Here is a 26,106-nt window from a genome sequence, read left to right as displayed (position 1 = left end):
TGGTCGCAAGCTCGCCCGCCCGCCATCAGGTTGACGCGTAACAATTTTGCTGAAATATGTCAAAGCTGCGATAGAGGCGTTTGCTTGGACTTGGCGCTGCAAAATAAGCAATCTGTTACGGGCTTGGCGCCCGAGCGCGGCGTCGTGGAGGGCGCGGTTTCGGCCGAGCCCGCCTATGATCTGATCGAACTGATGTTTTTCGCCTATCGCGATTTTGTTGGCGACGCCGATCATCTGCTTGAGAATTTCGGCCTCGGCCGGGCGCATCACCGGGTTCTGCACTTCGTCAACCGGCGCCCGGGCCTCACAATCGCCGAATTGCTGGATATACTCAAGATTACCAAGCAGAGCCTCAATCGTGTCCTCAAGGATATGCTCGATCAAGATTATGTCGTCGCCCATCCAGGGCTGAATGATCGTCGCCAGCGCCAATTATTTCCCACGGCGCGCGGCAAAGCCCTGGCCCTTGAGGTCGCGTTGCTGCAATCGAAACGGTTCGCTCGGGTTTTTGGGCAATTGCCGGAAAACGCCCGATCCGATGCAATTGATTTTCTGCTCGCCATGGTCGATGCGGGCGAGCAAGCCAAAGTGGCGACCTTGGTTGAATCGAACCGCCTGAAGCGGGCGTGGGACCAATCGCGGGATTGAAACAGTGACCTCTTTGTCTAACGACGCTCCGGCCGCCGGGGCGCCCGCCGATGACGCCGCGCACCTTCTGGTTGTTGATGACGACCGTCGCATCCGGGCGTTGCTGTCGCGCTTTCTGACCGATCAAGGCTATCGCGTCACCACAGCCGGAGACGCAGCTGACGCAATGGCCTGCCTGAAAAGTCTGGCTTTCGATCTCATAGTTCTCGACGTCATGATGCCGGGCGAGAATGGTTTCGATTTCGCCCAGCGATTGCGCATGGATCCCTCGCTGGATCTCGCCCAAGTTCCCATTCTTATGCTGACCGCCCGCACCGAAACGAAAGACCGCGTGCGCGGCTTTGAAACCGGCGTCGACGATTATCTCGGCAAGCCCTACGAGCCGCGTGAATTGTCGCTGCGGATCGCCTCCATCCTGCGCCGTGCGCAGCCGCGCGCCGCGCCGGGGCCGGTGACGCAGGTGCGGTTCAGCGATTTTTGCTTCGATCTCGAGCGCGGCGAACTACGCCAGCGGGATGAAATTGTCCGGCTAACCGATCGCGAGCGCGACATGTTGCGCATGCTCGCGGAGCACGCCGGCGAGACTGTGCCGCGCGAAGCTCTGGCGGGGTCCGGGGTCGCCGGCAATGAGCGCACGGTCGATGTGCAGGTCAACCGCCTGCGCCGCAAGATCGAGCGAGACCCCGCCAATCCGCTGCATCTGCAAACCGCCCGCGGCGCCGGCTATCGCTTGCTGGTCGATCGTTGACCCCTGTTTCTCTTTGTTTCAACGTATGATCTTATCCCGAAAGGCGGCAATTTTTTCCGGAAGCCGGATGGAGACTTGTCGCACCAAGCTGAGCCGTCACGCTGATTTCTAAACGGAATCCAAAATCGCGCTCAGCTGAACCACCGCCGAATCGGGGCCGCGCTTGACCATTTCGCTTCCTGCCTCCTTTGAGCGACCCCGCTCCTTGTGGCGGGGATTTTGGCGCAAGATCACGAATTTTCTACCCAAGGGGCTATACGCCCGCTCGGCTCTCATCGTCATCGCGCCGATGGTGATCCTCCAGAGCGTCCTCACCTATGTCTTCATGGAGCGCCATTGGCAGCAGGTGACGAACCGGCTTTCAACCGTTCTGACGCAAGACATCTCGGCGATCATCGATCTTTACCAGACATATCCAAACAGCACGGAAACCCTGATGCGCATCGCTCAGGAGCGGTTGCGGATCGATGTCGAGTTTCTGCCCAAGGGGCCGCTGCCGCCGGCGCTGCCCAAGCCTTTTTTTTCGATCGTCGACGGAGCCTTGTCGAACGAGATCCGGCGTCAGATCCATCGGCCGTTCTGGCTCGATACGGTCGGGCGGTCGAATTTGATCGAGATCCGCATTCAACTCAATGACGCAATCTTGCGGGTCGTGGCCTATCGTAGCGCGGCCTATGCGTCGAATTCCTACATTTTTCTGCTTTGGATGGTCGGGACGTCCTTGGTTTTGATCATCGTCGCCATTGCGTTTCTGCGCAATCAAATCAAGCCCATTCTTTCGCTGGCCGGCGCAGCGGAGGCTTTCGGCAAGGGCCGCGAGCCGGAATTCCGGCCCCGCGGGGCGCGCGAGGTGCGGCAGGCCGGCTTTGCTTTCATCGAGATGAAGCGCCGCATCGAACGCGCCTTTGAACAGCGCACTACCATGCTGAACGGCGTCAGCCATGATCTGCGCACCATTCTGACGCGCTTCAAGCTGTCGCTCGCCCTGATGGGCGAGAGCGAAGAAAATCGGGATCTGCAAAAAGACGTCGAGGACATGCAGCGGATGCTGGAGGCCTATCTCGCCTTCGCGCGCGGCGCCGCCGGCGAGAGCGCGGCGCCGGTGGATATGCTGGATCTGCTCGAGGAATTGCGCTTTGATGCGGAGCGGGACGGTTTTGATCTCAAAATAACGTTCAGCGGAGATCCGATTGTCGCGCTGCGGCCGGACTCCTTCAAACGCTGCCTGTCCAATCTCATCGTCAACGCGCAAAATCACGCCAAGCATATGGCCATCGAGGCTTATCGGGACCAGCGGTTCCTGATCATCCACATCGATGATGATGGACCGGGCATTCCGGTCGCCCTGCGCGAAGATGTTTTCCGGCCGTTTTTCCGCGTCGACGAATCCCGCAATCAGGATGTTGGGGGCACCGGGCTTGGCCTCGCGATCGCGCTCGATATCGCCCGCTCGCACGGTGGAGACATCACGCTGAGCGACAGTCCTATGGGTGGCTTGCGGGCGACGGTGCGCGTGCCGGTGTAATCAACTCAAATCCCGCAGATGCCGAAACACGATGATCCGCGATACCAGACCCGTCACAATCGCTATCCCCGCGGCGATGAGCAGGATCGCGACATAGACGTTTTGGCCGAGCGTGAAATCGCCGAACATCGCCTCCATCTGATCGCCGCCCGGCGTCGCGCGAAACCATGAGACGAGCGTGGAGCAGGCGGGGAAAATCAGAAGCGCCGCGCCGCCGCCGATCGCTCCGCCGCGGAGACCGAGCTGCAAGAAATGGCGCTGGAACTGGCGCGAAATATAATCGTCGGCGGCGCCGACAAAATGCAAAATCTCAATGATTTCGCGATTGCCCGCCATGGCGCCGCGGGTAGCGAAAGCAACCGCCAACGTCATCGCAATCAAAACCAGAACAAAAATCACCGCCGCCACGGCGACCACCGTCTTCGCCATGATCGCGAGACGCTCCAGCCAGACTTGGTGATCATCGAGACTGCTGCCCGGAATTGCTTCGGTCAGCGTCTTGTTGAGCGCGGCGGCGTCGAGATTTGCGCCGGGCTCCAGGCTGATGACAATGAGGCGCGGCACCGGCAATTCAGTGAGGTCGAGATTGTCGCCGAGCCAGGGCTGCAGCAGCGCCTCGGACTCATCCTTGCTGTAGGGGCGAACGGAGGCGACGCCCGGCATTTTTTTTGCGAGTTCGGCCGCTTTATTCGCATCGGCCTCAATGTCGCGACCGACGGTCGGGCGGATCTGGATCGTCATTTCGCGCGCGACCTGGCTCTGCCAGCCGGACGAAGCGTCGGCGATCATGATCGCGGCTCCGGCGGTGAGGGCGGCGAGAAAAGCCATAATGGCGATCACGGTGACGAGCGCCCGCCCGGCGATGGATGCCGCCGGCACCAACGCCTTGTCGGGCCGTATGTCATGCGTCGCCTGCTCGCCGCTTCGCGCCGCCGCCGCTTGGGCGCGCCGCCACGCGGCTGAAAAAAAGCTCATCAATGGTCTCTCGGATCGCATCATGCCACGTGGCCACTCTCGAACCCGAATGTCGAGTCAGTCGAAAATATGCAGCCGGCCATCGCCGAGCACGAGGCGGCGGGCGCCGTCGAACTGATCCATCAAGGCGAGATCATGGGTCGCGATCACCACCGATGTGCCGGATTTATGCAGCTCGGTAAACAGCCGAAGGAGCCTTCGCGCCAAATTCGGATCGACATTGCCAGTCGGCTCGTCTGCCAGCAAAAGCTGCGGCCGCACGATCAAGGCGCGGGCGATTACGGCGCGCTGTTTTTCGCCGCCGGACAGCACGGGCGGAAGAATATGCATTCTCTCGCCGAGCCCGACCCAATGCAGCAGCTCCGTCACTTCGCCGCGATAGGTCGCCTCCTCCTTGCCGCGCACGCGCAAAGGGAGAGCAACGTTTTCATAGGTCGTCAAATGATCGAGCAGGCGGAAGTCCTGAAATACGACGCCGATCCGCCGCCTGAGATCGGTGATGGCGTTTTTGTCGAGCGTCAAGGCGTCGCGGCCAAACAGCCGGATCAAGCCGCGCGTCGGCCGCAAAGACAACAGGATCAGGCGCAATAGCGTGGTTTTGCCGGCGCCGGAAGGACCGGTCAGAAATTGGAACGACTGCGGCTCGATTGAAAAACTGATGTCTTTCAGGATTTCCGAGCCCATGCCATAGCGCAAGCCGACATTTTCAAACCGGACCAAGCGATAACCCTCTGGCGGAAAGATTCTTTTCCCTAACAGGCCGTTCGGCGGCTGACCTCTATCCATCCGCAGGGGCCAGGCATTGCTTTGAACGCGCAGACCGATTCGGCGGAAGCCGCGATCCAGCCGCCTCATCGTATCAAGGCGTTGAAAAAGCGAAATCAAAAGTTTGGCGGCTCACGCTCCGAGCAGATCCACCAGCGCAGGAATCAGCGGCGCGTCGGCGGGCGGCATGGGATAGGCGCGTAAATCCTTGGCGAAAACCCACTTCAGCGTCTGATTTTCCTGCGAGGAGACGAAGCCGCTCCAGCGCCCGCATATGTAGAGCGGCATCAGCAGATGAAAATCGGGATAGGCGAAACTCGCGAAAGTCAGCGGCGCAAGGCATGGCGCCTCGACCTCGATTCCCAATTCTTCGCGTAATTCGCGGATCAGAGCTTCCTCAGGCCGCTCGCCGGGATCGACCTTGCCGCCCGGAAACTCCCAAAGGCCCGCGAGAGACTTGCCTTCGGGCCGCTGCGCGATCAGAACCCGTCGATCCGCATCTATCAGCGCAACGGCGACGACAAGCAGAAGCTTCACCCGAAGACTCCGCGGCTTATGAGCGATAGTTGCCGTTGATGTCGATATATTCCTTGGTCAGATCGCAGGTCCAAACCGTGGCCTCGCCGCTGCCGAGGCCTATTTCAACGTAAATCGCGATTTCCTGCTCGCGGACGAGCTTTGAGACTTCGGCCTCATCATAGGTCGGATCGCGCAGCCCCATGTTGGCTACCCTGATTTCGCCGAACCAGATCGAGAGCTTGTCGCGCTCGGCCCGCTCTCCCGATTTGCCGACCGCCATGACGATGCGGCCCCAATTGGCGTCTTCGCCAGCGATGGCGGTTTTGACCAAAGGCGAGTTGGCGATCGACAAAGCGATTTTCTTGGCCGAGCCATGCGAGACCGCGCTGGCGACGGTGATTTTGATGAATTTGCGCGCGCCTTCGCCATCTTTGACCACTTGATGCGCGAGATCGAGCAGCAGCTCGCCGAGCGCCGCCCTGAACGGCGCGAGGCGGCGGTCATTGGCGGCGACGATAGTCGGCGCGCCGCGCTTGGCGGCGGCTCCGGTCGCAAACAGCATCAGCGTGTCGGATGTCGAGGTGTCGCTATCGACCGTGATGGCGTTGAACGAATCCTCGACGCTTTTGCTCAGCATGGCTTGCAGCGCATGGGCGGCGATCGGCGCATCGGTGAAGACGAAAGCCAGCATGGTCGCCATATCAGGGGCAATCATGCCGGCGCCTTTCGCCATGCCTGATATCTTGACCTCGACGCCGCCGATCGTCGCGGTCCGGGTCGCGACCTTCGGATAAGTGTCCGTAGTCATGATCGCCTTGGCGGCCTCCAACTGACCTCCGGGCGACGCTCTGGCGGCGAGGTCTTCGAGCACGCCGTCGAATTTTGAGGCGTCGAGCGGCTCGCCGATGACGCCGGTCGAGGCGAGGAAGATTTCGGCTGGCGGCGCGCCCGTGGCCTTGGCGGCGAGCGCGGCGGTCAGCTTCGCCGCCTGCGCGCCCACTCTGCCGGTAAAGGCGTTGGCGTTGCCGGAATTGACGATCAGCGCACGGGCCTTGCCGCCGGGCAGGCGCGCCTTGCACCAATCAACCGGAGCCGAGGGGCATTTCGATTTGGTGAATACGCCGGCGACTTGGGTTCCCTTGTCGAACAGCGCCAACATCACATCGGTGCGGTCTTTATAGCGAATGCCGGCGGCCCCCGTCGCGAAGCGGACGCCCTCGATTTCAGGTAGATCCGGGTAGGATTTGGGCGCGAGCGGCGATAAGGCGGCGGCCATGAATTCTGATCCTTCGAAACGCGGCGAGACGTCCAGCATGGACGTTGGTGTGCGGGCAGGGATTGCGTCGTCAAGAGCGACGACGCCGTCAAGAGCAAAGCAGGAATATCAACTGCTTTCCGAAGGCGAGCAAGGCCGCCGGGCGTCTTGACCGCGAGACGCGCTCGGCGGCAAACAGTCCGAATTGTCGGGACAAGTTTTTGCCCCGACAAATTCGTCAAATCAGATTGCTTTATTTTTTGTCGGCGGGGGCCGGCGCAGGCGCGGCGGCCGCTGGGGCGGCGTCGGAGGTTGCGGCCTCCGGCTCAGCAGGCGCAGCCTCGGTTCGCTCGATCTTCGCCGTCTTGCGCAATTGTGCGACCAGCTCAGTTTGAGCCTTTTGCACGACATATCGGCTGACCTGATCCTTGACCTCGTCAAAAGACGGGAAAGTCTTCTGACGTTTGCCTTCGACCTCGATGACATGCCATCCGAACGCGCTCTTTACCGGCTCCGACAACTGCCCTGGTTCGAGCTTGAATGCGGCGTCGGCGAATTCGGGCACCATCCGATCCTTGGTGAACCAGCCGAGGTCGCCGCCGTCCGAGCCGGAATCCTTGGAGACTTCCTTGGCGACCTTGGCGAAATCCTCGCCAGCCTTCAGCCGTTTGATCACCGCGCGGGCGTCATCGTCGGTCGCGACAAGAATATGACGCGCGTGGATTTCGGTTTCGGGCTTTTGCGCTTTGGCGGCTTCATCATAGGTCGACTTCAGCGCCGCATCGGTCAGGGCGGACTTCGCCACCTGTCCGAGCAGGCTCTCCATCAGCAGCTTCTCGTGGTAGTAGGCGAGTTTTTTTGCGAAGTCGGGCGTTTGGTCGAGCTTCTCGGCCTGCGCCTTCTGGGCCACGAGTACGCCGTCGATCAGGAAATCGAGCAGATAGGCCTCGCGCGCCTTGCCCTGCAGCTGGGCTGGCAAGCTGGCGCCGAGATCATCGGTGGCGATTTTCAGATCCTGGTCGGTGATCTCCTGTCCGTTGACGGTGGCGAGCACCTTTGCGGCTGCGGGAGAGGCGGCAAGGAGCGCGGGGCCCCCGATAGCCAAAGCGCATGCCAGACCTGCGGCCAGGACGCGTGAGGATGTCTTCTTGAACATGCGATTGAGCTCCGGGCTTATAAAGAAATAGTATGAACGCCGTTCAGCGGGCGAACTCGGGTTTAAGTTGGCGCGCGGAAAGATGCATGGACAGCGGAGTTTGACAAGGCCAGACCGCAATCTTATCTGTCGAACAGCGCCGAGGAGAGGTTTTTTCGCTGCGGCGTTGGGCTTTGCGGCGCATCTTGCCAATTCCAGCTTGGTCATGGGGCGGCTCCTGATCCGGTAGCTCGGCCGCCTCCAAGCTCTGGCCGGACTGTTGCAGAACTGCGACGCGCCGGTTTTTACTATGAAGTCTGTCGCGGTCGCGTCAATAAAGCGTGATCTTATTCCCAAAAGCGGTGAGCTTTCCAGAAAGCTCACCAGTTAGCACAATAGGCCGGCGCATGGTCAATTCAATCGGAGCGATCGACCCCACGACCGCTCCAAGCGCAGAGCCCCCAGTTAGCGGAAGAATTTGCGTGAAGCTTGCAGTATAAAATGCTTATTGCCGCCGCAGGGGCGGTTGCGTCGAGCCTCGCGGCGCTTGCGATCAAGCCAAACAAGCCAAAGCTATTCCGTGGCGGCGGATGCTGGCTCTGGTGAAGTCGAGAAAGGGTTTTTTGATAATGCTTGGTTCCTTCGCGAGGAAGATTTTTGGATCGGCGAATGATCGACGGCTGAAAGGTTACCAGCCGAAAGTCGCGGCAATCAACGCCCTTGAGCCCGAAATGCTGAAGCTCACGGATGCCGAGTTGGCGGCCAAGACCGTAGCGTTTCGCGAGCAACTTGCAGCCGGCGCAAAGCTCGACGACCTCCTCATTCCGGCTTTCGCCACAGTGCGCGAAGCGGCGCGGCGCGTATTGGGTCAGCGGCACTTCGATGTTCAGCTCATCGGCGGCATGGTGCTGCACGAGGGCGGAATTTCCGAGATGCGCACCGGCGAGGGCAAGACCCTGGTTGCGACGCTCGCCACCTATCTCAATGCGCTCGCGGGCAAGGGCGTGCATGTCGTCACCGTCAATGATTACCTCGCCCGCCGCGACGCCGAATGGATGGGGACGGTCTATAAATTTCTAGGCCTCTCCACCGGCATTATCGTGCATGGCGTCGACGATGAGGAGCGGCGACGCTCATATGCCGCCGACATCACCTATGGCACCAATAATGAGTTCGGCTTCGACTATCTGCGCGATAACATGAAGTACGAGCTGAACCAGATGGTCCAGCGCGGCCATGCCTATGCGATCGTCGACGAGGTCGATTCGATCCTGATCGATGAGGCTCGCACGCCGCTGATCATCTCGGGGCCCTCAGACGACAGGTCGGATCTCTACAACGCAATTGACAAGGTTCTTCCGAGCCTCAACCCCGAAGATTTCGACCTCGACGAAAAGCAACGCTCGACCAACCTCACCGAGCGCGGCAACGAGCATATGGAAGAATTGCTGCGCGAGGCCGGCATTCTGATCGAGGGCTCCCTCTACGAGGCAGCCAATGTCACGATCGTGCATCACGTCAATCAAGCCTTGCGCGCGCATAAATTGTTCCAGCGCGACAAGGACTACATCGTCCGCAACGGCGAAGTCGTGATTATTGATGAATATACCGGCCGCATGATGCCGGGCCGGCGCTATTCCGAAGGTCTGCATCAGGCCCTTGAAGCCAAGGAGCATGTGCAGGTCCAGCCCGAGAACGTGACGCTAGCCTCGATCACTTTCCAGAACTATTTCCGGCTTTATTCCAAACTCGCCGGCATGACCGGAACGGCGACGACGGAGGCGGATGAATTCGCTGAGATCTATAAGCTCGAAGTCGTCGAAATTCCGACAAACAAGCCGGTTGAGCGTCTCGATGAAGATGACGAAGTCTATCGCTCCGCCGAAGAGAAACTGCGCGCCATCACGCGCGAAATCGAGGCCGCCAACTCCAAATTCCAGCCGATGCTGGTCGGCACGACATCGATTGAGAAATCTGAACAGCTCGCCGAGGCGATGAAGGCGCAGGGCTACAAGCAGATTAACTTCGACGAGCCGCAGGCCTTGCAGAAGCTTTACGCTGCGGCGCGATCGAACAAGCCGTCAAAGCTTTTCGCCGTCCTCAACGCACGCTTCCATGAGCAGGAGGCCTATATCGTCGCCGAGGCCGGCATTCCGGGCGCGATCACCATCGCGACCAACATGGCGGGCCGCGGCACGGACATCAAACTCGGCGGCAATGTGGAAATGCGCGTCGCCCAGGAATGCGCAAATCTGTCGGAAGGAGCCGAACGCGAGGCCAAGGAAGCGGAGATCCGCGCCGAAGTCGAAGAGTTCAAGGCTAAGGCCATCGCCGCTGGCGGCCTGTACATCATCGGAACGGAGCGGCACGAGAGCCGTCGCGTCGACAATCAGCTGCGCGGCCGCGCCGGCCGGCAGGGCGATCCGGGACGATCGAAATTCTTCCTGTCCTTGAAAGACGATTTGATGCGGATCTTCGGCTCCGACCGGATGGAATCCATGCTGGTGAAGCTCGGCCTCAAAGAGGACGAGGCGATCGTGCATCCATGGATCAATAAGGCGCTGGAGAAGGCGCAGCAAAAGGTCGAAGCGCGTAACTTCGACATGCGCAAGAACATTCTCAAGTATGACAACGTCATGAACGACCAGCGCAAAGTCGTTTTCGAACAGCGTCGCGAGATGATGGCGAAAGATTCGCTGGAGGAAATGATCGCCGACATGCGCCAGGGCGTCGTCGACGATCTCATAGTCAAACATATTCCGCGTGATTCTTATCCAGAGACCTGGGACATCGAAGGGTTTTCTCAATCGGTCGACGCTGCCTTCAATTTGGTTTTGCCGCTCGCGGATTGGGCCAAGGAAGAGGGCATCACCGAAGAGGAGATGCGCGAACGGCTGCAAAAAGCCGCCGATGAAAACTACGCGGCCCGCGTCGAAAGGAACGGCGCCGAGGTCACGCGCTATGTCGAAAAGCAGATTATTCTGCAAGCGCTCGATCATCTTTGGCGCGAGCATTTGCTGACGCTCGATCATTTGCGGCAGGTTGTCGGCTGGCGCGGCATGGCGCAGCGCGATCCCTTGAACGAATATAAATCCGAGGCCTTCGAGCTTTTCGACGAGCTGATCGCGCATCTTCGTGAAGCCACGACGTCGCAGTTGAGCCGGGTCGAAGTGGCTTTCGAGCCGCCGCCGCAAGAGATCCTTGCGCCGCCGACCGCGCCTTTCGTCCAGGATGGTCTGACGACGAGCGCTACATTCGCCGAACTGAGCCGCCCCGCGGCTGCGCCGACCGGCGTTCCGCCGATACTAGGCGGAGGTGAGGTCGCGGCGTCCGCCGCCGCGGATACGCTCGTGCAGGAACCCGGAGCGTCATCAATCTATGGCAAGGTTGGGCGCAATCAGCTATGCCCCTGCGGTTCGGGCAAGAAGTTCAAGCATTGTCATGGCGCTATCGTTTGAAGGTAATGATTTGCGATCTTGCGGCCCGCGTTGCTAAACGCTCGTGATCGACGCGACCTTCGCCGCAGAAGCGCTATGCGGCTCCGCTACCGTGCCCGAAAAACTGATCGGATGTTGGGAGCGCCGCTATATCCGCTTCTCTAATGGGGCCGAAGATACGACGACGCGGGTAGTCTGGTTGCAGACGGCCTCAGGCGTCGGCGACATTCGGGTAGGCGCGACGCGGCCCAACTTGCGCGCGCGGAGCGGACTCGATGGCTGCGCGAGGGATGATCTGCTGGCGTTGGCCGAGCAGGACTGTTTCTGCGGCGTCACCCTGTTCGATCCGCACGGGGAGCCCTTTCCCACGGCGAGCTGGCCGAGCGAGCGCGAACTGTTCCGCTTTCAGCCTGTAGTCACCTTCCCGGAGCCAGGCTGGCTAGAATGGCGAGACGCAGGGGCCTGCATGATCGAGCGCGCGCCGAGCGGGGCCTATGAGGAGGACTGGCGGCTGCAGCCATACTCGCGCAGTTTCGCCGCGCATCTGCTGCAACGCAGCGCCTCAATGACGACATGCCTGTACATCGCGGGCGACCACGCCATTCGCGCGCGCAGCCGATCTTTGCCGATCACCCAGAAAATGCCGCTTGCAGAGCTGGCGCGCAAAGAAGGCTATGATCTGCCGACATTGCGGAAGCTGATGGATTGCGAGTTCTCCTACGCGCGGCGAAGGGCTCCTGGCGACGACTACACAATCGAGCTATCCACCTTGCCTTGGCGCGAAGGTCATTTGCTCGGCTGCGCATGGGTGGAAGGCATCTCCAGCCAGGATGCAATCGTGCGCGATCCCGCGTCAAACGAGGAGTGGTTCGTGGAGAGTTTGTGGCGATCCTGATGGAGGCCGCGTTCTTGCTGCTGGCGAAAGGCTCGGCGGCGCTCAAATAGGGCGCCGCGGGCCTTCACAAAGAAACGCCGCCGCCCCCGAGGCTGCCCTCGATCGTTGGCCGCAGGGCCGCCATATCGCCGATTGGATCATCCGCGACGGGGGGACGTTTTCCCAAAATGATCATGCCGAGCACGTCATCTTGCGTGACATCCGTTGTTTTCACCGTGCCGACGAGTTTGCCATTTTTCATGACGCTGATCCGGTCGGCTAGTTCGAAGACGTCGTGTATGTCGTGACTGATGAGGAAGATGCCGATGCCCTTGGCTTTAAGGCGCATGATGAGTTCGGCGACCTGCTTGGTTTCATGCGGACCTAGAGCGGCGGTAGGCTCGTCCATGATCAGTATGCGCGCGTTGAAATGCAGCGCGCGGGCGATTGCGACCGATTGGCGCTGGCCGCCGGAGAGGTCTTTCACCGGTTCCTTGAAGCGCTTGAAATTCGGATTGAGCTCCAGGACCGCTTGGCGGGCGACATGCTCCATCGCGGCGTCATCGAGCGTCGCCCATCGCGTCAGGATCTCGCGGCCAAGGAATAGATTGCCGGCGATATCGATATTTTCCGCCAGCGCGAGCGATTGGTAAATTGTCTCGATGCCATAGGCCTTCGCGTCGCGCGGGCTGTGGATCTCCGCCGGTTTTCCGTCAATCTTGATATCTCCGGCGCTCGCCCGGTAGGCGCCGGATAAGATTTTGATCAAGGTGGATTTGCCCGCTCCATTATGACCAAGCAGGGCGACGACTTCGCCGGGATAGAGATCGACGCTGACATCATCGACGGCTTTGATGCCCCCGAAGTGGATTGAGATGTTGCGCATCTCTACGAGCGGAACGCTATCTTCGCGAATGAGTGTCATGGTTAGTCCCTCACAGGGCGTCGATCAGACGCGGCGACGCTGGTGATGCGTATCGATCCAGACGGCCACGATGAGCACGAGGCCGATCACGACGTTTTGCATTGGAGTCGGCAGACCAAGAAGGAGCATTCCGCTTTGCAGGCTTTGCATGAATACGGCGCCAGCAATTGCGCCGGAGATTGCGCCGACGCCGCCGCTTAGCGACACGCCTCCAATCACCGCGGCGGCGATGACGCTTAGCTCCAACAGTTCGCCGGTTGAGTTCGCGCCGGCATTCAAGCGGGCGGTCTGCACCGCTCCTGCAAGGCCCGCCAACAAACCCATGAGAGCGAAGACGCTCATGAGCACCAAGCGGGTGTTGATGCCCGCAAGCTGCGCCGCGTCCGGATTGCCGCCAATTGCGAAAACATAGCGGCCGAATCTGGTCAGCTTGGTCAAGGCGGACATTGCGCAAATTGTGCCGATCAAGATCAACACAGGGATCGGGATGCCCTGGCCAAGGTCGGTCCGCGGCCGCGTATAGGCGTTCATGATGGCGATGAAACCGAGGATCGCCCCGACGGAGACCGCAGCCACCAGAAGCTCGGCCCACACTGGCCGCACGGCGGAGCCGTATCGCTGACGGTTTCGGCGCGTCATCAATGTGCGAGCAAGGACGATCGCGACTCCCATGGCCCCGACGACCCAGCTCCAGAACGAACCGATCGAACCCGAAAGGCCGCCGCCCATCAACTGAAATTTCTCGTCCAGAGGGGCCACCGTTTGGCCCTCGGTCAGGCTCCACGCCAAGCCGCGGAAGATCAACAGGCCGCCAAGGGTTACGATAAAGGATGGCACTCCGCGGTAGCCGACCCACCAGCCTTGCATGGCGCCGATGGCGGCGCCGAGCGCCAAGCCGCACGCTAGAGAAGCCGCCCAATTCCACGGCGCTCCGATTGGGAAGAAGCGGACTTGCAAAACCGCCATCGCCATTCCGGTGAAACCCAGTACCGAGCCAACCGACAAATCGATGTTGCGAGTGATGATGACGAGAACCATGCCGGTGGCCATGATGCCGACCACGCTGGTTTGGATGGCGAGATTCCACAAATTGCGAGGAGTGAGGAAGACCCCGCCCGAAAGCGCGTCGAAACAGATCCAAACGGCGATAATGCCCGCGATCATTGCGATGAGCCGAAAATCGACTTCAAGCGCGCGCCGCAGATCTTTCAGGCTCTTTACTTGGATCGCGCTGCGAGCTTGGGTAAGCGACGTCATAGGACGATCTCCCCGATTTTTGGCAGGCATAACTATTGTTGAGGGGCTGACGCGAGCCAGCCCGTCCGCTCGCCTATTTGCAGGCGGCGGGTCCCTTGGCGGGATCCACTCCCTGGCATACTGCGTCTTTGGTCACCCAGCCCGCCTTGATCACGACGTCGAGATTGTCCTTGGTGATCGAGATCGGCTTCAAGAACTCAACGTCCAAAACAACTTTTTTTGGTCCTTCGTTGAATTTCTGCGTGTTCGGCAGACCATCAGGCGCCGCGCCTTTCGCCATCGCCACGGCGGCGTCGGCAGCTGTCGCGCCAAGGAGGCGCGAATCTTTCCAGACGCTGACGGTCTGCAGACCGCGCGCGACCCGGTTCAAAGCCGCCTTATCGGCGTCTTGACCCGAGAGCGGTATGCCGGCTAGCCCCTGCGCCGCCAGCGCGGCCGCTGCGCCGCCCGCCATGCCATCGTTGGAGGCGACGACGGCGTCGACCTTATTCCCCGTCTTTGTAAGAATTTGCTCCATCTCGCGCTGCGCATTTTCAGGCAGCCAACCCGGCGTATATTCCTCGCCCACCACTTTGATGGCGCCTGAATCGATCGAGGGTTTCAGAACGTCGATTTGTCCGGCGTGGACAAAATCGGCGTTGGTGTCGGTCGAAGAACCCTTGAGGAAGACGAAGTTGCCTTTGGGCGCGACCTTGAGGACATCCGCCGCCTGGAGCCGGCCGACCTCGCGGTTATCGAAGGTCACGCCGAAAATGCCAGGCGCTTCAATAAGACGGTCGTAGCCGACGACGGGAACGCGTTCCGCCTTGGCGTTGGCGATGGCCGGTTGGATTGCGTCAGTGTCTTGCGCCAGAATAATCAACGCCGAAGCGCCGCGCGCAATCAGGCTTTCGATGTCGGAGAGCTGTTTCGATGGCGAACTCTGCGCATCGGCGCCGATATAGTCCGCGCCAAGCTTGGCGAGCTCAGCCTTGATCGCCGCCTCGTCCAACTTCCAACGCTCTTCTTGAAAATTCGACCAGCTGACGCCGACGATGACCTTTTTGTCTGCCGCTTTGGCTAATTTGACGCCCCCCACCGCGCCTATGCCCAGCGCCAAGCCCGCGCACACAATTCCAGCGGCGATCCTCCTCGGATTTATCATACTTCCTCCCGGATTTTATTTATTTAGATTTTCTTATAGTATAGATTATTAGATCTATTTGCTTCAAGGCTGGCTTTTTTAGCTCAGCCTCTTTGCTTTTGGCGCGATCGTCAATACAGCGCGATCTTGATATAGCCTATCCGCAAACGTTACTCACGTTGTGCAAACAAGGCGTACATAATTGCAGCACTGACAGTCGGTGTCAACGTCATGACCGTGCTGTAATCGAAATTATTTACCAGGGGCGTCTGAGCGAAGACGGCCTGCTGCGGTCAAGCGGCCTATTGGGCAATCCGATTATTTTTGCCGACAAGCCAGACAAAATGTGTCACTGATTAATCAGGATCGATGGCGGAGAAAAATTTGAGCATGCACGCGATTCAGACCGGCGACGCGGAGCTCATCAGAGCGATCAACCGCTTCCATATCCTGGACACGATCCGGCGGTTTGAGCCCGTCTCCCGCTTCAACATCGGCAAGCACGCGCGGTTGAGCCGCACGACCGTTTCGGCAGTGATCGCGGCGCTGCTCCAGGAGGGCGTTATCTATGATGACGAGAGCGATGCCTCGGCCGTCGCCGCGCGGGGCAGACCGACCAGCCTGCTGCGCTTAAATCCAAATGGGGCTAATGTCGTCGGCGCGAAACTGGCGATGCATCAGGTTTCGCTGATCGTCTCCAATTTGCGCGCCGATCTGCTGGCGAGCTTGGTGCTCCCGATAAGGCCCTGGCGACTGGGACCCGAGGCCATCGCCAATCTTCTCGACGACGGAGTTCGTGCGGTTGTGGCTAGCGCTGGACTCGATCTTCGCCAAATTGCCGGAATTGGCGTTGGCCTTCCGGGCTTCATCGATTCCACGGCCGGGATTTCCCATTGGAGCCCCATACTCGCAGCCGATCCGATGCCGGTGCCGTTCGCCGAAATGTTGCGGCAGCGCTTGGGCGTAGCGGTTACCATCGAGAACGACGCCAATCTGCTGGCGCTCGCCGAGCGCTGGTTTGGCTATGGGCAAGACGTCGATAATTTCGTCGTCGTCACCGTAGAGGCCGGCATTGGCATGGGGCTCTTCCTGAATGGCGAACTCTTCCGCGGCCATCACCTGATGGGCACTGAGTTCGGGCACTCCAAAATTGATCGCAACGGGCCGCGCTGCCGTTGCGGCCAGACTGGATGCATCGAGGCCTTCACGGCTGACTACGCCATCTTGCGTGAGGCGCGGAAGGTGATGGAACTGCCCCCGGCGGATGACGAAACCGCTGTCGAGGCGGCTGTCGCGGGCCTCGTGCAACGGGCGCGCGCCGGGGATGCCAGCCTCCAACGGATATTTGCGACGGTCGGGGAAATTCTTGGGATGGGAATCGCCAATCTGATCAATATCATCGACCCGGCAAAGGTCATTATTTCCGGAACCAGCATGTGCGCCGTGGACTTGATCGAGCCCTCGCTTCGCGCTGCGGTCGCGACAAATACTCTCGCCGTCTTGCGCGGCCGGTGCGAAATCATTTTCCACGATTGGACCGATGAAGTCTGGGCACGGGGCGCCGCCTCGTTGGTGCTCGAGGGCATCTATCGGAAACCGTGGCGCCCCGTGAACGGCGCCCATATTGGAATGGGTCGGCAGGACCAGATGCGGCTGCCGCACGCCCGCCGCCATTCCCCATGACGGCGAGGCTATGCCGACGCTGCGCGCTTGACACTCAATAACTGATCTGTAATTATGCGTGGCAAGCAATCAAAAATAGCGAGGTGATTTTATCAAATCTCGCGTCTAGGGTGGTGAACGAGCAGACTAAAATCTGCAAAACCTTCATTCTCCAAAAGTAACCTCAGCTTTTCTGGAAGAATGAAGCGGACACAAAGAATACTAATCAAAACGAATTCAATAGCAGTCGAAGAGACTGGGCGATCATGCGATCTGTCCCGAGCCTTTCGGCCGCGCAGATGAAGGAAAAATCGAACGATCGGAACCTGCATCGTTGGGATCAAGGCGCTCCCTAAATGTTGACGTTTCGACTGCTCCGCCAGAAGTCGCCAATCCAGCGGCGTCCGCGCGCGGGTGGCCCAGCGTTCGCCCTAATTTTTAAGCCAACCTACCTCGCTTCCGAAGTCAGCTGATCGCAACCGGAAACAAATATGTCTTCTGCAATTTATCCAAGTCTGGCGAACAAGCTGGTGGTCATCACGGGCGGCGGAACGGGGCTCGGCGCCGCAATGGTCGAGGCGTTCGCGCGGCAAGGCGCAAAAGTCTGCTTTCTCGATATCGCTGAAAAGGAATCGCGGGAATTGGAGCATGCTTTGCGCACTGCGCCGCACCCGCCGCTTTTCCTTCCATGCAATCTTGTCAATGTGGCCGAAATCGACGCCGTCTTCGCGGATATAGCAAGAAGGGCCGGAACCGTTGAAGCGCTCATAAATAATGCGGCCAACGATGATCGCCATGAGTTTGGCGGCGTCAGCCCAGCATATTGGGATGAACGGATCGCCGTAAATCTGCGTCACCAGTTCTTTTGCGCTCAGGCCGTCGCGGCTGGGATGCGCGCGATGGGAAAGGGCGTGATCTTGAACCTCGGGTCTGTTTCGTGGCACGTCGCTCTCGCCAACCTCTCGATCTATATGACTGCTAAGGCGGCCATTGAGGGTTTGACGCGTGGCCTGGCGCGCGACCTCGGCGGTTCCGGCATACGAGTAAATTGCATTGTTCCTGGCGCAGTGCACACGCCGCGGCAAATGAAGCTTTGGCAGTCGCCGGAGAGCGAGGCGCGAATCATTGCAGCGCAATGCCTTCCGCAGCGCATCGACCCAGAGCACGTCGCAGCGATGGCGCTGTTCTTGGCCTCGGATGATTCCTCGCGCTGTTCGGGGCGGAGCTATTTTGTCGATGCAGGATGGTACGGAGCATGAGCGTCACTCCAGTTTCAGATTGCGTATGGGCGGTCGGCGCCGAACTCGGCGAGGGACCAATTTGGCGCGAGGAAGAGCGCGCCGTGTACTTCGTCGATATCAAGGGCAGGAAGGTGCATTCCCTTTTTGTCGAAAGCGGCAAAAAAAATAGCTGGGCGATGCCCGATCAGCCGGGTTTTATCGCGCCGCTGAAAGACGGAAACCTGATTTGTGGTTTGCCGGGCGGTCTCTATCGGCTCGATACGCGCTCCGGCGAGGTTGCGAAGAAAGTCGAGGTTGAAGGAAGCATTGAAGGCAATCGGCTCAATGATGGTCACGTCGACAGTCGCGGACGATTGTGGTTTGGATCGATGCACGATGGTGAAAGCGAGCGCAGCGGCTCCCTGTACCGGCTTTGCGACGATCGCGGGTTGACCGTTCAGGATGATGGTTATGTCATCACCAATGGACCCGCGATAAGCCCGGACGGGCATACGTTGTACCACGCGGACACGCTCAAACGGATCGTGTATGCGTTCGACCTCAACGATGCTGGCGTGCTTTCGCGCAAAAGACCCTTCGTTCAAATCGAAGGGACCGGCTTCCCGGATGGCATGGCCGTCGATGCGGACGGCTTTGTCTGGGTCGCAATGTATGGCGGATGGCGCATTGATCGCTATTCGCCGGATAGCGAACTAATAGACACAGTCCGATTGCCTTGCGCAAATGTGACCAAATTGGCGTTTGGCGGAAATGACCTTCGCGATGTCTATGTCACGACCGCATGGAAAGGGCTGACGAGCGTCGAGCGCTCAGGGCAGCCGCTCGCGGGCGCGCTGTTCTCTTTCCGTTCCCAAAAGCCCGGAATGCCACAAAACCTTTGCACGGTTGAATGTCTGTTATAGATCGGACATGAACTCATCGTCATCAAGGTAAGGCGCCCGTGAGAACCGGCGTGAACTCCTGAACGCTTCTTCGTAAACCGCAACATCAAGGCATTGGCATGAAACTTCTTCGCTACGGAGCTCCCGGGTCAGAAAAGCCCGGCATTCTGGATAATGACGGGCAGATCCGCGATCTGTCGTCGGTGGTGGACGACATCGGCGGAGCGGCGCTCTTGCCCGAAGGTCTGAGGCGGATCGCCGCCGCCGACATCAAGGCGCTGCCGCTTGCATCCGCATCGTCGCGGCTTGGTCCTTGCGTCGCCAAGGTCGGCAAGTTCATTTGCATTGGCCTCAACTATGCCGATCATGCGGCGGAGACCGGGTCCCCTATTCCGAAGGAGCCGATCCTGTTCATGAAAGCGACCAGCGCCATCACGGGGCCGAACGATAACGTGATTATCCCGCGCGGCTCGAACAAGACGGACTGGGAGGTGGAGCTCGGGGTCGTGATCGGCAAGGAGGCGCGCTATGTCGCCGAGGCCGCGGCCATGGATCACGTCGCCGGTTATTGCTTGGTCAATGATGTGTCCGAACGCGCTTTCCAAACAGAACGGGGCGGCCAGTGGACCAAGGGTAAGTCGGCCGACAGCTTTGGACCTATCGGACCCTGGCTCGTCACCCGGGACGAAGTCGCAGATCCCCAAAATTTGGCGATGTGGCTCACCGTCGATGGCGTGAAGCGACAGGACGGATCGACTCGCACCATGATCTTCCCCGTGCGCTTCCTGGTTTCCTACATTTCACAATTCATGAGCCTTCAGCCCGGCGACATCATTTCGACCGGGACGCCTCCGGGCGTCGGCATGGGGATCAAGCCCGAGCCTATTTTCCTGAAACCCCAGCAGACCATGAGGCTCGGCATCGAAGGACTCGGCGAGCAGACGCAGGTCACAATCGCGGCGGCGTAGGATTCTTGCGTCGTTTGAAAAATGAGCTTTAGCGCGGCGCATAAAGCGCCGCCAGCTCAAGGGGAAGCGCCGCCGATTTGCTGTTGAGCGCTGCAAGCGGCGCGCAATCATCTCGCCGCGCTATAAGAGCCTTGGCCGGTGGAGCCGAGCGCTTGGCTGGTATGGCGCGATCCTGCCGCGGCGCTTATTGGAGTATTATCGTCATATAATCTTGCTCCCTGATATGTGCCTGGACGGTGGATGTCGAGCGACATTGAAGTTGCCATCCCGTCGAGCGGGCGTCCGCAAAGGAGAACGGAATGCGATCGAGAGTATTTGGACGGACAGGTCGGGACGTCAGTGAAATCGGCTTTGGGGCATGGGCCATAGGAGCCAGCTGGGGTAAGGTCGATGACGCAGACGCCATCGCCGCGTTGAACGAGGCTCTGGATTGCGGCATGACTTTCATCGACACGGCGGATGTCTACGGCGACGGGCGATCGGAGAAATTGATCGCGCGCGTCATGAAAGAGCGCGGAGGCAAGGCTCCGTTCATCGCCACCAAGGCAGGCAGAAGGCTGCCCAAACAGACCGTGGATGGCTATACCTATGAGAACCTCAGGGGCTGGATAGAACGCAGCCTTGTGAACCTCAATATTGAGACGCTCGATCTCGTGCAGCTCCATTGCCCGCCGACCGACCTCTATCATCAGCCGGAAGTGTTTGGAGCGCTCGATCGCCTGGCGACCGAGGGCAAGATTCGCAACTACGGCGTCAGCGTCGAACGCATCGATGAGGCGCTGAAGGCGATCGAGTATCCTGGCGTCGTCAGCGTCCAGATCATCTTCAACATTTTTCGCCAGCGTCCGGCCGAGCTTTTCTTCGACGCCGCCAAAAAGAAGAATGTCGCGATTATCGCGCGCGTCCCCTTGGCGAGCGGTCTGCTAGCCGGCAAATTCCGTGCGGACACGAAGTTCGAGGAAACGGACCACCGGCAGTTCAATCGCAACGGCGAGGCCTTCGACGTCGGCGAGACTTTCTCGGGCGTGCCATATGAGACAGGCCTCGCCGCGGTAGAGCGGATCCGCCCGCTTGTAGGCGGATCCGCGACGATGGCGCAGTTCGCGCTCCGCTGGATATTGATGTTCGACGCCGTAACAGTCGCGATCCCTGGCGCCCGCAACGCCGCCCAGGCTCGGTCTAACGCCGAGGCCGCCGATCTGCCGAAACTTTCCGCGGAGGCCATGGCCGAACTCAAGACCATTTACGACCAGGACATCAAGCCACACGTCCACCAGCGCTGGTGATCGGGCTGGCGTCTCGATCGCCTTCAATTTCGGGCTCTATCGGGGGAGTGGGGAACGCGGATCGCGGCGGCCTATCGCCGCCGCTTTCCGTGAAATATGTCTACCCAGGAGACGCCAGCGTGGGACCTTGCCGATGAAGCCTTACGTCCTCGTCGTCGATCAGGGAACGACGTCAACCCGCGCCATCATTTTTGGTGCGGATGCGATGCCGTTGCACATCGCGCAGCAGGAATTCCGGCAGATCTTTCCTCATCCTGGATGGATCGAGCATGATCCCGAGGATTTGTGGCGGACAACGCTCGCCACCGTTCGCGATGTCCTAAGCAGGGCCGGCTTGCAGGCGGGCGATCTGGCATCGCTCGGCATCGCCAATCAGCGCGAGACGACGCTGGTTTGGAGCCGCGAAACAGGCAAGCCGATCTACAACGCCATTGTTTGGCAGGATCGCCGCACAGCCGAACTCTGCGCGCGCCTCAAGGCCGAAGGCGCCGAGAAGACGGTGATCGAACGCTCCGGGCTTCTGCTCGATCCCTATTTTTCAGCGACGAAGCTCAGTTGGCTGCTGGATAATGTTCCCGGTGCGCGGGCGCAGGCGGAGGCGGGCCTGCTGGCCTTCGGCACTGTCGATGCTTACCTGGTCTGGCGCCTCACGGATGGCGCGGTCCATGCGACCGACGCGACCAATGCGTCCCGCACCATGCTGCTCAACATTCATACCGGCGCCTGGGACGATGAACTGCTGCATCTATTTCGCATCCCGGCCGGGCTTCTGTCGGAGGTGCGCGACACAGCCGCGGAGTTCGGCGTGACGAAAGCCAGCCATTTTGGCGCGCCATTATCGGTCCGCGCAATCGCTGGCGACCAGCAAGCGGCGCTGATCGGCCAGGCCTGCCTTGCGCCCGGAATGGTGAAGGCGACATATGGCACCGGCGGCTTCGTGTTGCTGAATACGGGGGCTGCGGCGGTCGCTTCGCGACATCGCATGCTAACCACGATCGCCTATCAATGGGGAGGATCCCGCTGCTATGCCCTTGAGGGCTCGATTTTCGCAGCAGGGGCCACCGTACAATGGCTGCGCGATTCGCTTGGCGTTGTGGCGTCTTCAGCCGAAACCGAAGAACTCGCGGCGCAGGCCGATCAGGAGCAGGCGGTCTATATCGTCCCCGCTTTCGCGGGCCTTGGCGCGCCGCACTGGAACAGCAATGCGCGCGGCGCGATCACGGGCCTGACGCGCGGCGCGACGCGCAAAGAACTGGCGCGCGCGGCGCTGGAAAGCATCGGCTATCAGACCTTCGATCTGCTCGAGGCGATGTTCGCCGATGCCGGCGATGCATTGATGCGCGAGTCCCGGCCTGTCATCAGAGTCGACGGCGGCATGTCCGCGAGCGATTGGACGATGCAGTTCTTGGCCGACGTGCTCGATGCGCCCGTCGACCGGCCGGTGCTGCGGGAGACCACGGCGCTCGGAGTTGCGGTTCTCGCCGGCTGGCAGGCCGGCGTCTATCCTGGGCCGGAGAGCTTTGCGCAGAGATGGCGGCTTGACCGTAGTTTCCGGCCAGCCATGCAAGAGAACGTGCGGCAACAGCGGCTCAAGGGTTGGCGGGACGCGCTCGCGCGCGTCTTGCTGGAGCCGAACGAATAAATGCGCATTGTTTCCGCTGCTATCATCGGCGGTCCAGCCTGATCACGCCGCGAGCCTTGGTTGGGCTTCGATGACTTTGGCGTCAACGTGGGCTTCGAACTTCACGAAATTGGCGCGGAACATGCCGACGAGTTTAGCGGCGGCAGCGGCGAAGTCTTCCCTTGAGGCCCAAGTCTGCACAGGATCGAGAATTGCGGACTCAATTCCCGGAACTGCCGTCGGCGCATAGAGGCCGAAAATAGGATCGACGCGGAAGCGGGCCTTGGCGAGCGAACCATAGAGCGCGGCGGCGAGCAGCGCCCGCGTCGCCTTGATCGGCATGCGCCGGCCAACGCCATATTTGCCGCCGGTCCAGCCGGTGTTGACGAGCCAGCAGTCGACGCCATGCTCGGCGATGAGGTCGCGCAGAAAATTGCCGTAAACGGAAGGATGGCGCGGCATGAAGGGGGCGCCAAAACAGCTCGAGAAGGTCGCCTGCGGTTCGCTGACGCCCTTTTCCGTCCCCGCCACCTTTGCGGTGTAGCCGGAAAGGAAATGATATATCGCTTGCGCGGCGTCGAGCTTGGCGATCGGCGGCAACACGCCAAAGGCGTCGCAGGTGAGCATCACAATGTTTTTCGGATGGCCGGCGCGCCCCGTCGCCGAGGCGTTGGCGATAAAATCGAGCGGGTAGGCGATGCGCGTATTCTCGGTTCTCGAATCATCGTTGAAGTTGGGCGCGCGCGTCAGTGGATCGAGCGCGACGTTTTCCATGATCGAGCCAAACCGCTCGGAGGTCGCAAAAATTTCCGGCTCCGCCTCGCGCGATAATCTGATCGCCTTGGCGTAGCAGCCGCCCTCAAAATTGAAAACGCCGTTCTCGCTCCAGCCATGCTCGTCGTCGCCGATCAAGATGCGCGAGGCGTCGGCCGACAGCGTCGTCTTGCCGGTGCCCGAAAGGCCGAAGAACAACGTCGAGGTGCCATCCGCGCCGACATTGGCGGAGCAATGCATCGGCATCACGCCCTTTTGCGGCAGCGCGAAATTGAGGTAGCCGAAAACGGATTTCTTGATTTCGCCGGCGTAGCTCGTCCCTCCGATCAGCACCATCTTGCGGCTGAAATCGACAGCGATGACCGTCTGCGACCGGCAGCCGTGGCGCGCGGGGTCGGCGGTAAAGCTCGGCAGATCGAGGATCGTCAGATCGGCGATGAAGGCCTCCGCTTCTTCGGGAGAAGGGCGGATCAGCAGGTTGCGAATGAACAGCGAATGCCAAGCATATTGCGTGATGACGCGAACCTTTAGCCGATGCGCCGGCTCGGCGCCGGCGTAAAGATCCTGCTCGAAGAGGTCGAGCCCGGCGGTATGGGAGAGCATATCATCGTATAGCGTTTCGAAGTGCTTTGGAGTCATCGCATTCGAATTGTCCCACCAGATGACTTGATCGGTGAGCGCATCGCGGACGGTGAACTTATCCTTCGGCGAGCGGCCAGTATGAACGCCGGTTTCGGCGACGAGGGCGCCGCCTTTGGCGAGCCGGGCCTCGCCGCGACGGATTGCTTCTTCGTAAAGCTGTGGAGCTTCGAGGTTGTGAAAAATGCTTTTCGCATTTTTGAGGCCTAAACGCTCGGCTCGGAATGAAGGATTAAAAAAAACAGCCTCATTAATCATTTTCTCTCCGCCAATTGGTCGGTGGCTCCGGTCTCAGGATTGGCGAACCAAGCTCCAAGATTACGGCGCGTGAGCAAACGTGATGGAGAGTTTAGTCTACGACGCTCCCGACTAGCAACGCGCGTTTGGGCTACGGCGCGGTCATGACGCTATTTTACTGTTGCTCCTAGAGGGGGCTTCCGGCGCCAATACATCGCTTTCAAGCGCGCTTACAGAACGGCGATCAGAGCGTTTCTATAAACAGCGTCGCCCCATTCGTAATTTTTCCATCACGACACAGTTGATTCAATTTGCAGCAATCATGCGATAAAAGGGTCGCAGACATTGCTCACGCGGCAAGGATTGGTCGCACGAGCCGATATGAGGAAAATCGCGTGATTCCGCTCTCAGTTCTCGATCTTGTGCCTATCGTTGTCGGTTCGACGCCAAGAATTGCCTTGCACAACAGTCTTGATCTCGCCCGGCATGCCGAGCGGTTGGGATTCCACCGCTATTGGGTGGCGGAGCATCACAACATAACCGGCATAGCCAGCGCTGCGACTTCGGTCGTCATCGGCTATCTAGCCGAGGGCACGGCGACAATCCGGGTTGGCGCGGGCGGCATCATGCTGCCAAACCACTCCCCCCTCGTGATCGCGGAGCAATTCGGCACGCTGGCCTCGCTCTACCCGGACCGGATCGACCTTGGCGTCGGCCGCGCGCCGGGAGCCGGCCAGCAGACTCTGCGCGCCTTGCGAAGGGCGCCGGAGACCGCCGACAGTTTTCCAAGGGATGTGCAGGAGCTGCGGGCGCTGCTCGGGCCCGTTCAGCCAGGGCAGATCGTCCAGGCCGTGCCGGGGGGAGGGCTTGAGGTGCCAATCTGGATCCTCGGGTCAAGCACATTCGGCGCGCAACTCGCCGCGCTATTGGGATTGCCCTACGCCTTTGCGTCTCATTTCGCTCCCGATTCGCTCATGGACGCGCTGCGCGCCTACCGCGCAGGCTTTGAGCCCTCGGATCAGCTGAGCCGACCGCATGTCATGGCGGGCCTAAACATCGTTGCGGCGGAGACCGATCGCGAAGCGCAGCGCTTGTTTACGACCGCGCAACAGAGCTTCGTCAACCTTATTCGCGGCCGTCCCGGACCAGCTCAGCCCCCGATTGAGGACATCGAGGCCTATTGGACGCCGCAGGAGAAGTTTCAGGTCTCCCATATGCTGACCTATTCGATTGTTGGTTCGCCTGAAACCGTCCGCGCGGGACTTCAGCGCTTTATGGCCCTGATTGACGCCAATGAACTGATGATCGTCTCCCACATCTTCGATCATCAGGCTCGCGTCCGATCCTACGAAATTCTGGCGGACATCGCCCGCTCCTTGCAGTCTGAGCAGGCCGCGACGATTAAATCAGCATGACCCCATCATTGCGCGAAAATTTCTGAAAATAGCGTGTCTTGACGGAAAATTGAGTGAACCCACGAGGGCCTCAGCGCGTTATCCACCTGGAAACCCCACGGCGCATGGCCTTTGGTCTATGGAGAGGGCGAATGAGCATTATCGGGAAGATTGTGGCCGGCGGCATTGTTGCTTGCGCTTTTTCGAGCGCAGCCGT

21 protein-coding genes are annotated in these 26,106 nt (G+C 60.1%); 12 read left to right on the top strand and 9 right to left on the bottom strand.

Annotated elements, in window-relative coordinates; genetic code table 11:
- Nucleotides 1-123 precede the first annotated feature (123 nt).
- From WDN46_02465 to WDN46_02455, 3 genes are all read left to right on the top strand, one after another.
- Nucleotides 124-648: a MarR family winged helix-turn-helix transcriptional regulator gene (locus WDN46_02465; GenBank protein ID MEJ0092315.1), complete on the top strand. Its 525-nt coding sequence runs from the start codon at nucleotides 124-126 to the stop codon at nucleotides 646-648.
- A gap of 13 nt (nucleotides 649-661) precedes the next feature.
- On the top strand, nucleotides 662-1,396 hold the full coding sequence (locus WDN46_02460) for a response regulator transcription factor (protein MEJ0092314.1): 735 nt from the start codon (nucleotides 662-664) through the stop codon (nucleotides 1,394-1,396).
- Nucleotides 1,397-1,601: 205 nt separating this feature from the next.
- Complete coding sequence (locus WDN46_02455; GenBank protein ID MEJ0092313.1) at nucleotides 1,602-2,921, top strand: ATP-binding protein; 1,320 nt, start codon at nucleotides 1,602-1,604, stop codon at nucleotides 2,919-2,921.
- On the opposite strand, the gene WDN46_02450 is transcribed toward WDN46_02455, so the two are convergent.
- From WDN46_02450 to WDN46_02430, 5 genes are all read right to left on the bottom strand, one after another.
- Nucleotides 2,922-3,896 (bottom strand): ABC transporter permease, encoded by a 975-nt coding sequence (locus tag WDN46_02450; GenBank protein MEJ0092312.1) that lies wholly within the window; start codon nucleotides 3,894-3,896, stop codon nucleotides 2,922-2,924.
- 57 nt (nucleotides 3,897-3,953) lie between these two features.
- Nucleotides 3,954-4,616, bottom strand: a complete 663-nt coding sequence (ftsE, locus tag WDN46_02445) for a cell division ATP-binding protein FtsE (GenBank protein ID MEJ0092311.1) — start codon at nucleotides 4,614-4,616, stop codon at nucleotides 3,954-3,956.
- 177 nt (nucleotides 4,617-4,793) lie between these two features.
- Complete coding sequence (gene mutT / locus WDN46_02440; GenBank protein ID MEJ0092310.1) at nucleotides 4,794-5,198, bottom strand: 8-oxo-dGTP diphosphatase MutT; 405 nt, start codon at nucleotides 5,196-5,198, stop codon at nucleotides 4,794-4,796.
- A gap of 16 nt (nucleotides 5,199-5,214) precedes the next feature.
- Nucleotides 5,215-6,456, bottom strand: coding sequence for a bifunctional glutamate N-acetyltransferase/amino-acid acetyltransferase ArgJ (gene argJ / locus WDN46_02435; protein MEJ0092309.1), 1,242 nt, complete (start codon nucleotides 6,454-6,456; stop codon nucleotides 5,215-5,217).
- A gap of 232 nt (nucleotides 6,457-6,688) precedes the next feature.
- Nucleotides 6,689-7,591, bottom strand: coding sequence for a peptidylprolyl isomerase (locus WDN46_02430; protein MEJ0092308.1), 903 nt, complete (start codon nucleotides 7,589-7,591; stop codon nucleotides 6,689-6,691).
- Between the two features lie 608 nt (nucleotides 7,592-8,199).
- Here WDN46_02430 and secA point away from each other — a divergent pair.
- Both secA and WDN46_02420 read left to right on the top strand, forming a co-directional pair.
- Nucleotides 8,200-11,028 (top strand): preprotein translocase subunit SecA, encoded by a 2,829-nt coding sequence (gene secA, locus WDN46_02425; protein MEJ0092307.1) that lies wholly within the window; start codon nucleotides 8,200-8,202, stop codon nucleotides 11,026-11,028.
- Nucleotides 11,029-11,071: 43 nt separating this feature from the next.
- A complete protein-coding gene (locus WDN46_02420) occupies nucleotides 11,072-11,902 on the top strand; it encodes a hypothetical protein (protein MEJ0092306.1) in 831 nt (276 codons plus the stop codon).
- 64 nt (nucleotides 11,903-11,966) lie between these two features.
- On the opposite strand, the gene WDN46_02415 is transcribed toward WDN46_02420, so the two are convergent.
- From WDN46_02415 to xylF, 3 genes are all read right to left on the bottom strand, one after another.
- A complete protein-coding gene (locus WDN46_02415) occupies nucleotides 11,967-12,806 on the bottom strand; it encodes an ATP-binding cassette domain-containing protein (GenBank protein ID MEJ0092305.1) in 840 nt (279 codons plus the stop codon).
- 24 nt (nucleotides 12,807-12,830) lie between these two features.
- On the bottom strand, nucleotides 12,831-14,063 hold the full coding sequence (locus tag WDN46_02410) for a sugar ABC transporter permease (GenBank protein ID MEJ0092304.1): 1,233 nt from the start codon (nucleotides 14,061-14,063) through the stop codon (nucleotides 12,831-12,833).
- Between the two features lie 73 nt (nucleotides 14,064-14,136).
- On the bottom strand, nucleotides 14,137-15,207 hold the full coding sequence (xylF, locus tag WDN46_02405; GenBank protein MEJ0092303.1) for a D-xylose ABC transporter substrate-binding protein: 1,071 nt from the start codon (nucleotides 15,205-15,207) through the stop codon (nucleotides 14,137-14,139).
- Between the two features lie 369 nt (nucleotides 15,208-15,576).
- Here xylF and WDN46_02400 point away from each other — a divergent pair, with 369 nt between their 5' ends.
- From WDN46_02400 to glpK, 6 genes are all read left to right on the top strand, one after another.
- Nucleotides 15,577-16,869, top strand: coding sequence for an ROK family transcriptional regulator (locus tag WDN46_02400; protein ID MEJ0092302.1), 1,293 nt, complete (start codon nucleotides 15,577-15,579; stop codon nucleotides 16,867-16,869).
- Nucleotides 16,870-17,339: 470 nt separating this feature from the next.
- A complete protein-coding gene (locus tag WDN46_02395; GenBank protein ID MEJ0092301.1) occupies nucleotides 17,340-18,107 on the top strand; it encodes an SDR family oxidoreductase in 768 nt (255 codons plus the stop codon).
- Nucleotides 18,104-18,991, top strand: a complete 888-nt coding sequence (locus WDN46_02390) for an SMP-30/gluconolactonase/LRE family protein (GenBank protein MEJ0092300.1) — start codon at nucleotides 18,104-18,106, stop codon at nucleotides 18,989-18,991. The genes WDN46_02395 and WDN46_02390 overlap by 4 nt, the downstream gene beginning before the upstream one ends.
- A gap of 98 nt (nucleotides 18,992-19,089) precedes the next feature.
- A complete protein-coding gene (locus tag WDN46_02385; protein ID MEJ0092299.1) occupies nucleotides 19,090-19,938 on the top strand; it encodes a fumarylacetoacetate hydrolase family protein in 849 nt (282 codons plus the stop codon).
- A 299-nt stretch (nucleotides 19,939-20,237) separates the two neighbouring features.
- Nucleotides 20,238-21,224, top strand: coding sequence for an aldo/keto reductase (locus WDN46_02380; GenBank protein ID MEJ0092298.1), 987 nt, complete (start codon nucleotides 20,238-20,240; stop codon nucleotides 21,222-21,224).
- A 133-nt stretch (nucleotides 21,225-21,357) separates the two neighbouring features.
- The gene (glpK, locus tag WDN46_02375) at nucleotides 21,358-22,866 is read left to right on the top strand and encodes a glycerol kinase GlpK (protein MEJ0092297.1); all 1,509 of its coding nucleotides are present in this window, start codon (nucleotides 21,358-21,360) and stop codon (nucleotides 22,864-22,866) included.
- Between the two features lie 42 nt (nucleotides 22,867-22,908).
- Here the strand turns inward: glpK and WDN46_02370 are convergent, their stop codons facing one another.
- Nucleotides 22,909-24,516: a phosphoenolpyruvate carboxykinase gene (locus WDN46_02370; GenBank protein ID MEJ0092296.1), complete on the bottom strand. Its 1,608-nt coding sequence runs from the start codon at nucleotides 24,514-24,516 to the stop codon at nucleotides 22,909-22,911.
- Nucleotides 24,517-24,890: 374 nt separating this feature from the next.
- Between WDN46_02370 and WDN46_02365 the strand changes: the two genes are divergently transcribed.
- Complete coding sequence (locus WDN46_02365) at nucleotides 24,891-25,910, top strand: LLM class flavin-dependent oxidoreductase (protein ID MEJ0092295.1); 1,020 nt, start codon at nucleotides 24,891-24,893, stop codon at nucleotides 25,908-25,910.
- The last annotated feature ends 196 nt before the right edge of the window (nucleotides 25,911-26,106 follow it).

This window comes from Methylocella sp., assembly GCA_037200525.1.
GTDB lineage: Bacteria > Pseudomonadota > Alphaproteobacteria > Rhizobiales > Beijerinckiaceae > Methylocapsa.
The sequence above is the reverse complement of the archived record's forward strand: the minus strand, read 5'-3'. Positions and strand labels throughout refer to the sequence as shown.

Excerpts from the sequence above, each read along its gene's own strand:
- WDN46_02450 (MEJ0092312.1), bottom strand. The coding sequence starts at position 3,896 with ATGAGCTTTTTTTCAGCCGCGTGGCGGCGCGCCCAAGCGGCGGCGGCG.
- argJ (MEJ0092309.1), bottom strand. The coding sequence starts at position 6,456 with ATGGCCGCCGCCTTATCGCCGCTCGCGCCCAAATCCTACCCGGATCTA.
- WDN46_02430 (MEJ0092308.1), bottom strand. The coding sequence starts at position 7,591 with ATGTTCAAGAAGACATCCTCACGCGTCCTGGCCGCAGGTCTGGCATGC.
- secA (MEJ0092307.1), top strand. The coding sequence starts at position 8,200 with ATGCTTGGTTCCTTCGCGAGGAAGATTTTTGGATCGGCGAATGATCGA.
- WDN46_02415 (MEJ0092305.1), bottom strand. The coding sequence starts at position 12,806 with ATGACACTCATTCGCGAAGATAGCGTTCCGCTCGTAGAGATGCGCAAC.
- WDN46_02410 (MEJ0092304.1), bottom strand. The coding sequence starts at position 14,063 with ATGACGTCGCTTACCCAAGCTCGCAGCGCGATCCAAGTAAAGAGCCTG.
- xylF (MEJ0092303.1), bottom strand. The coding sequence starts at position 15,207 with ATGATAAATCCGAGGAGGATCGCCGCTGGAATTGTGTGCGCGGGCTTG.
- WDN46_02400 (MEJ0092302.1), top strand. The coding sequence starts at position 15,577 with ATGCACGCGATTCAGACCGGCGACGCGGAGCTCATCAGAGCGATCAAC.
- WDN46_02395 (MEJ0092301.1), top strand. The coding sequence starts at position 17,340 with ATGTCTTCTGCAATTTATCCAAGTCTGGCGAACAAGCTGGTGGTCATC.
- WDN46_02390 (MEJ0092300.1), top strand. The coding sequence starts at position 18,104 with ATGAGCGTCACTCCAGTTTCAGATTGCGTATGGGCGGTCGGCGCCGAA.
- WDN46_02385 (MEJ0092299.1), top strand. The coding sequence starts at position 19,090 with ATGAAACTTCTTCGCTACGGAGCTCCCGGGTCAGAAAAGCCCGGCATT.
- WDN46_02380 (MEJ0092298.1), top strand. The coding sequence starts at position 20,238 with ATGCGATCGAGAGTATTTGGACGGACAGGTCGGGACGTCAGTGAAATC.
- glpK (MEJ0092297.1), top strand. The coding sequence starts at position 21,358 with ATGAAGCCTTACGTCCTCGTCGTCGATCAGGGAACGACGTCAACCCGC.
- WDN46_02370 (MEJ0092296.1), bottom strand. The coding sequence starts at position 24,516 with ATGATTAATGAGGCTGTTTTTTTTAATCCTTCATTCCGAGCCGAGCGT.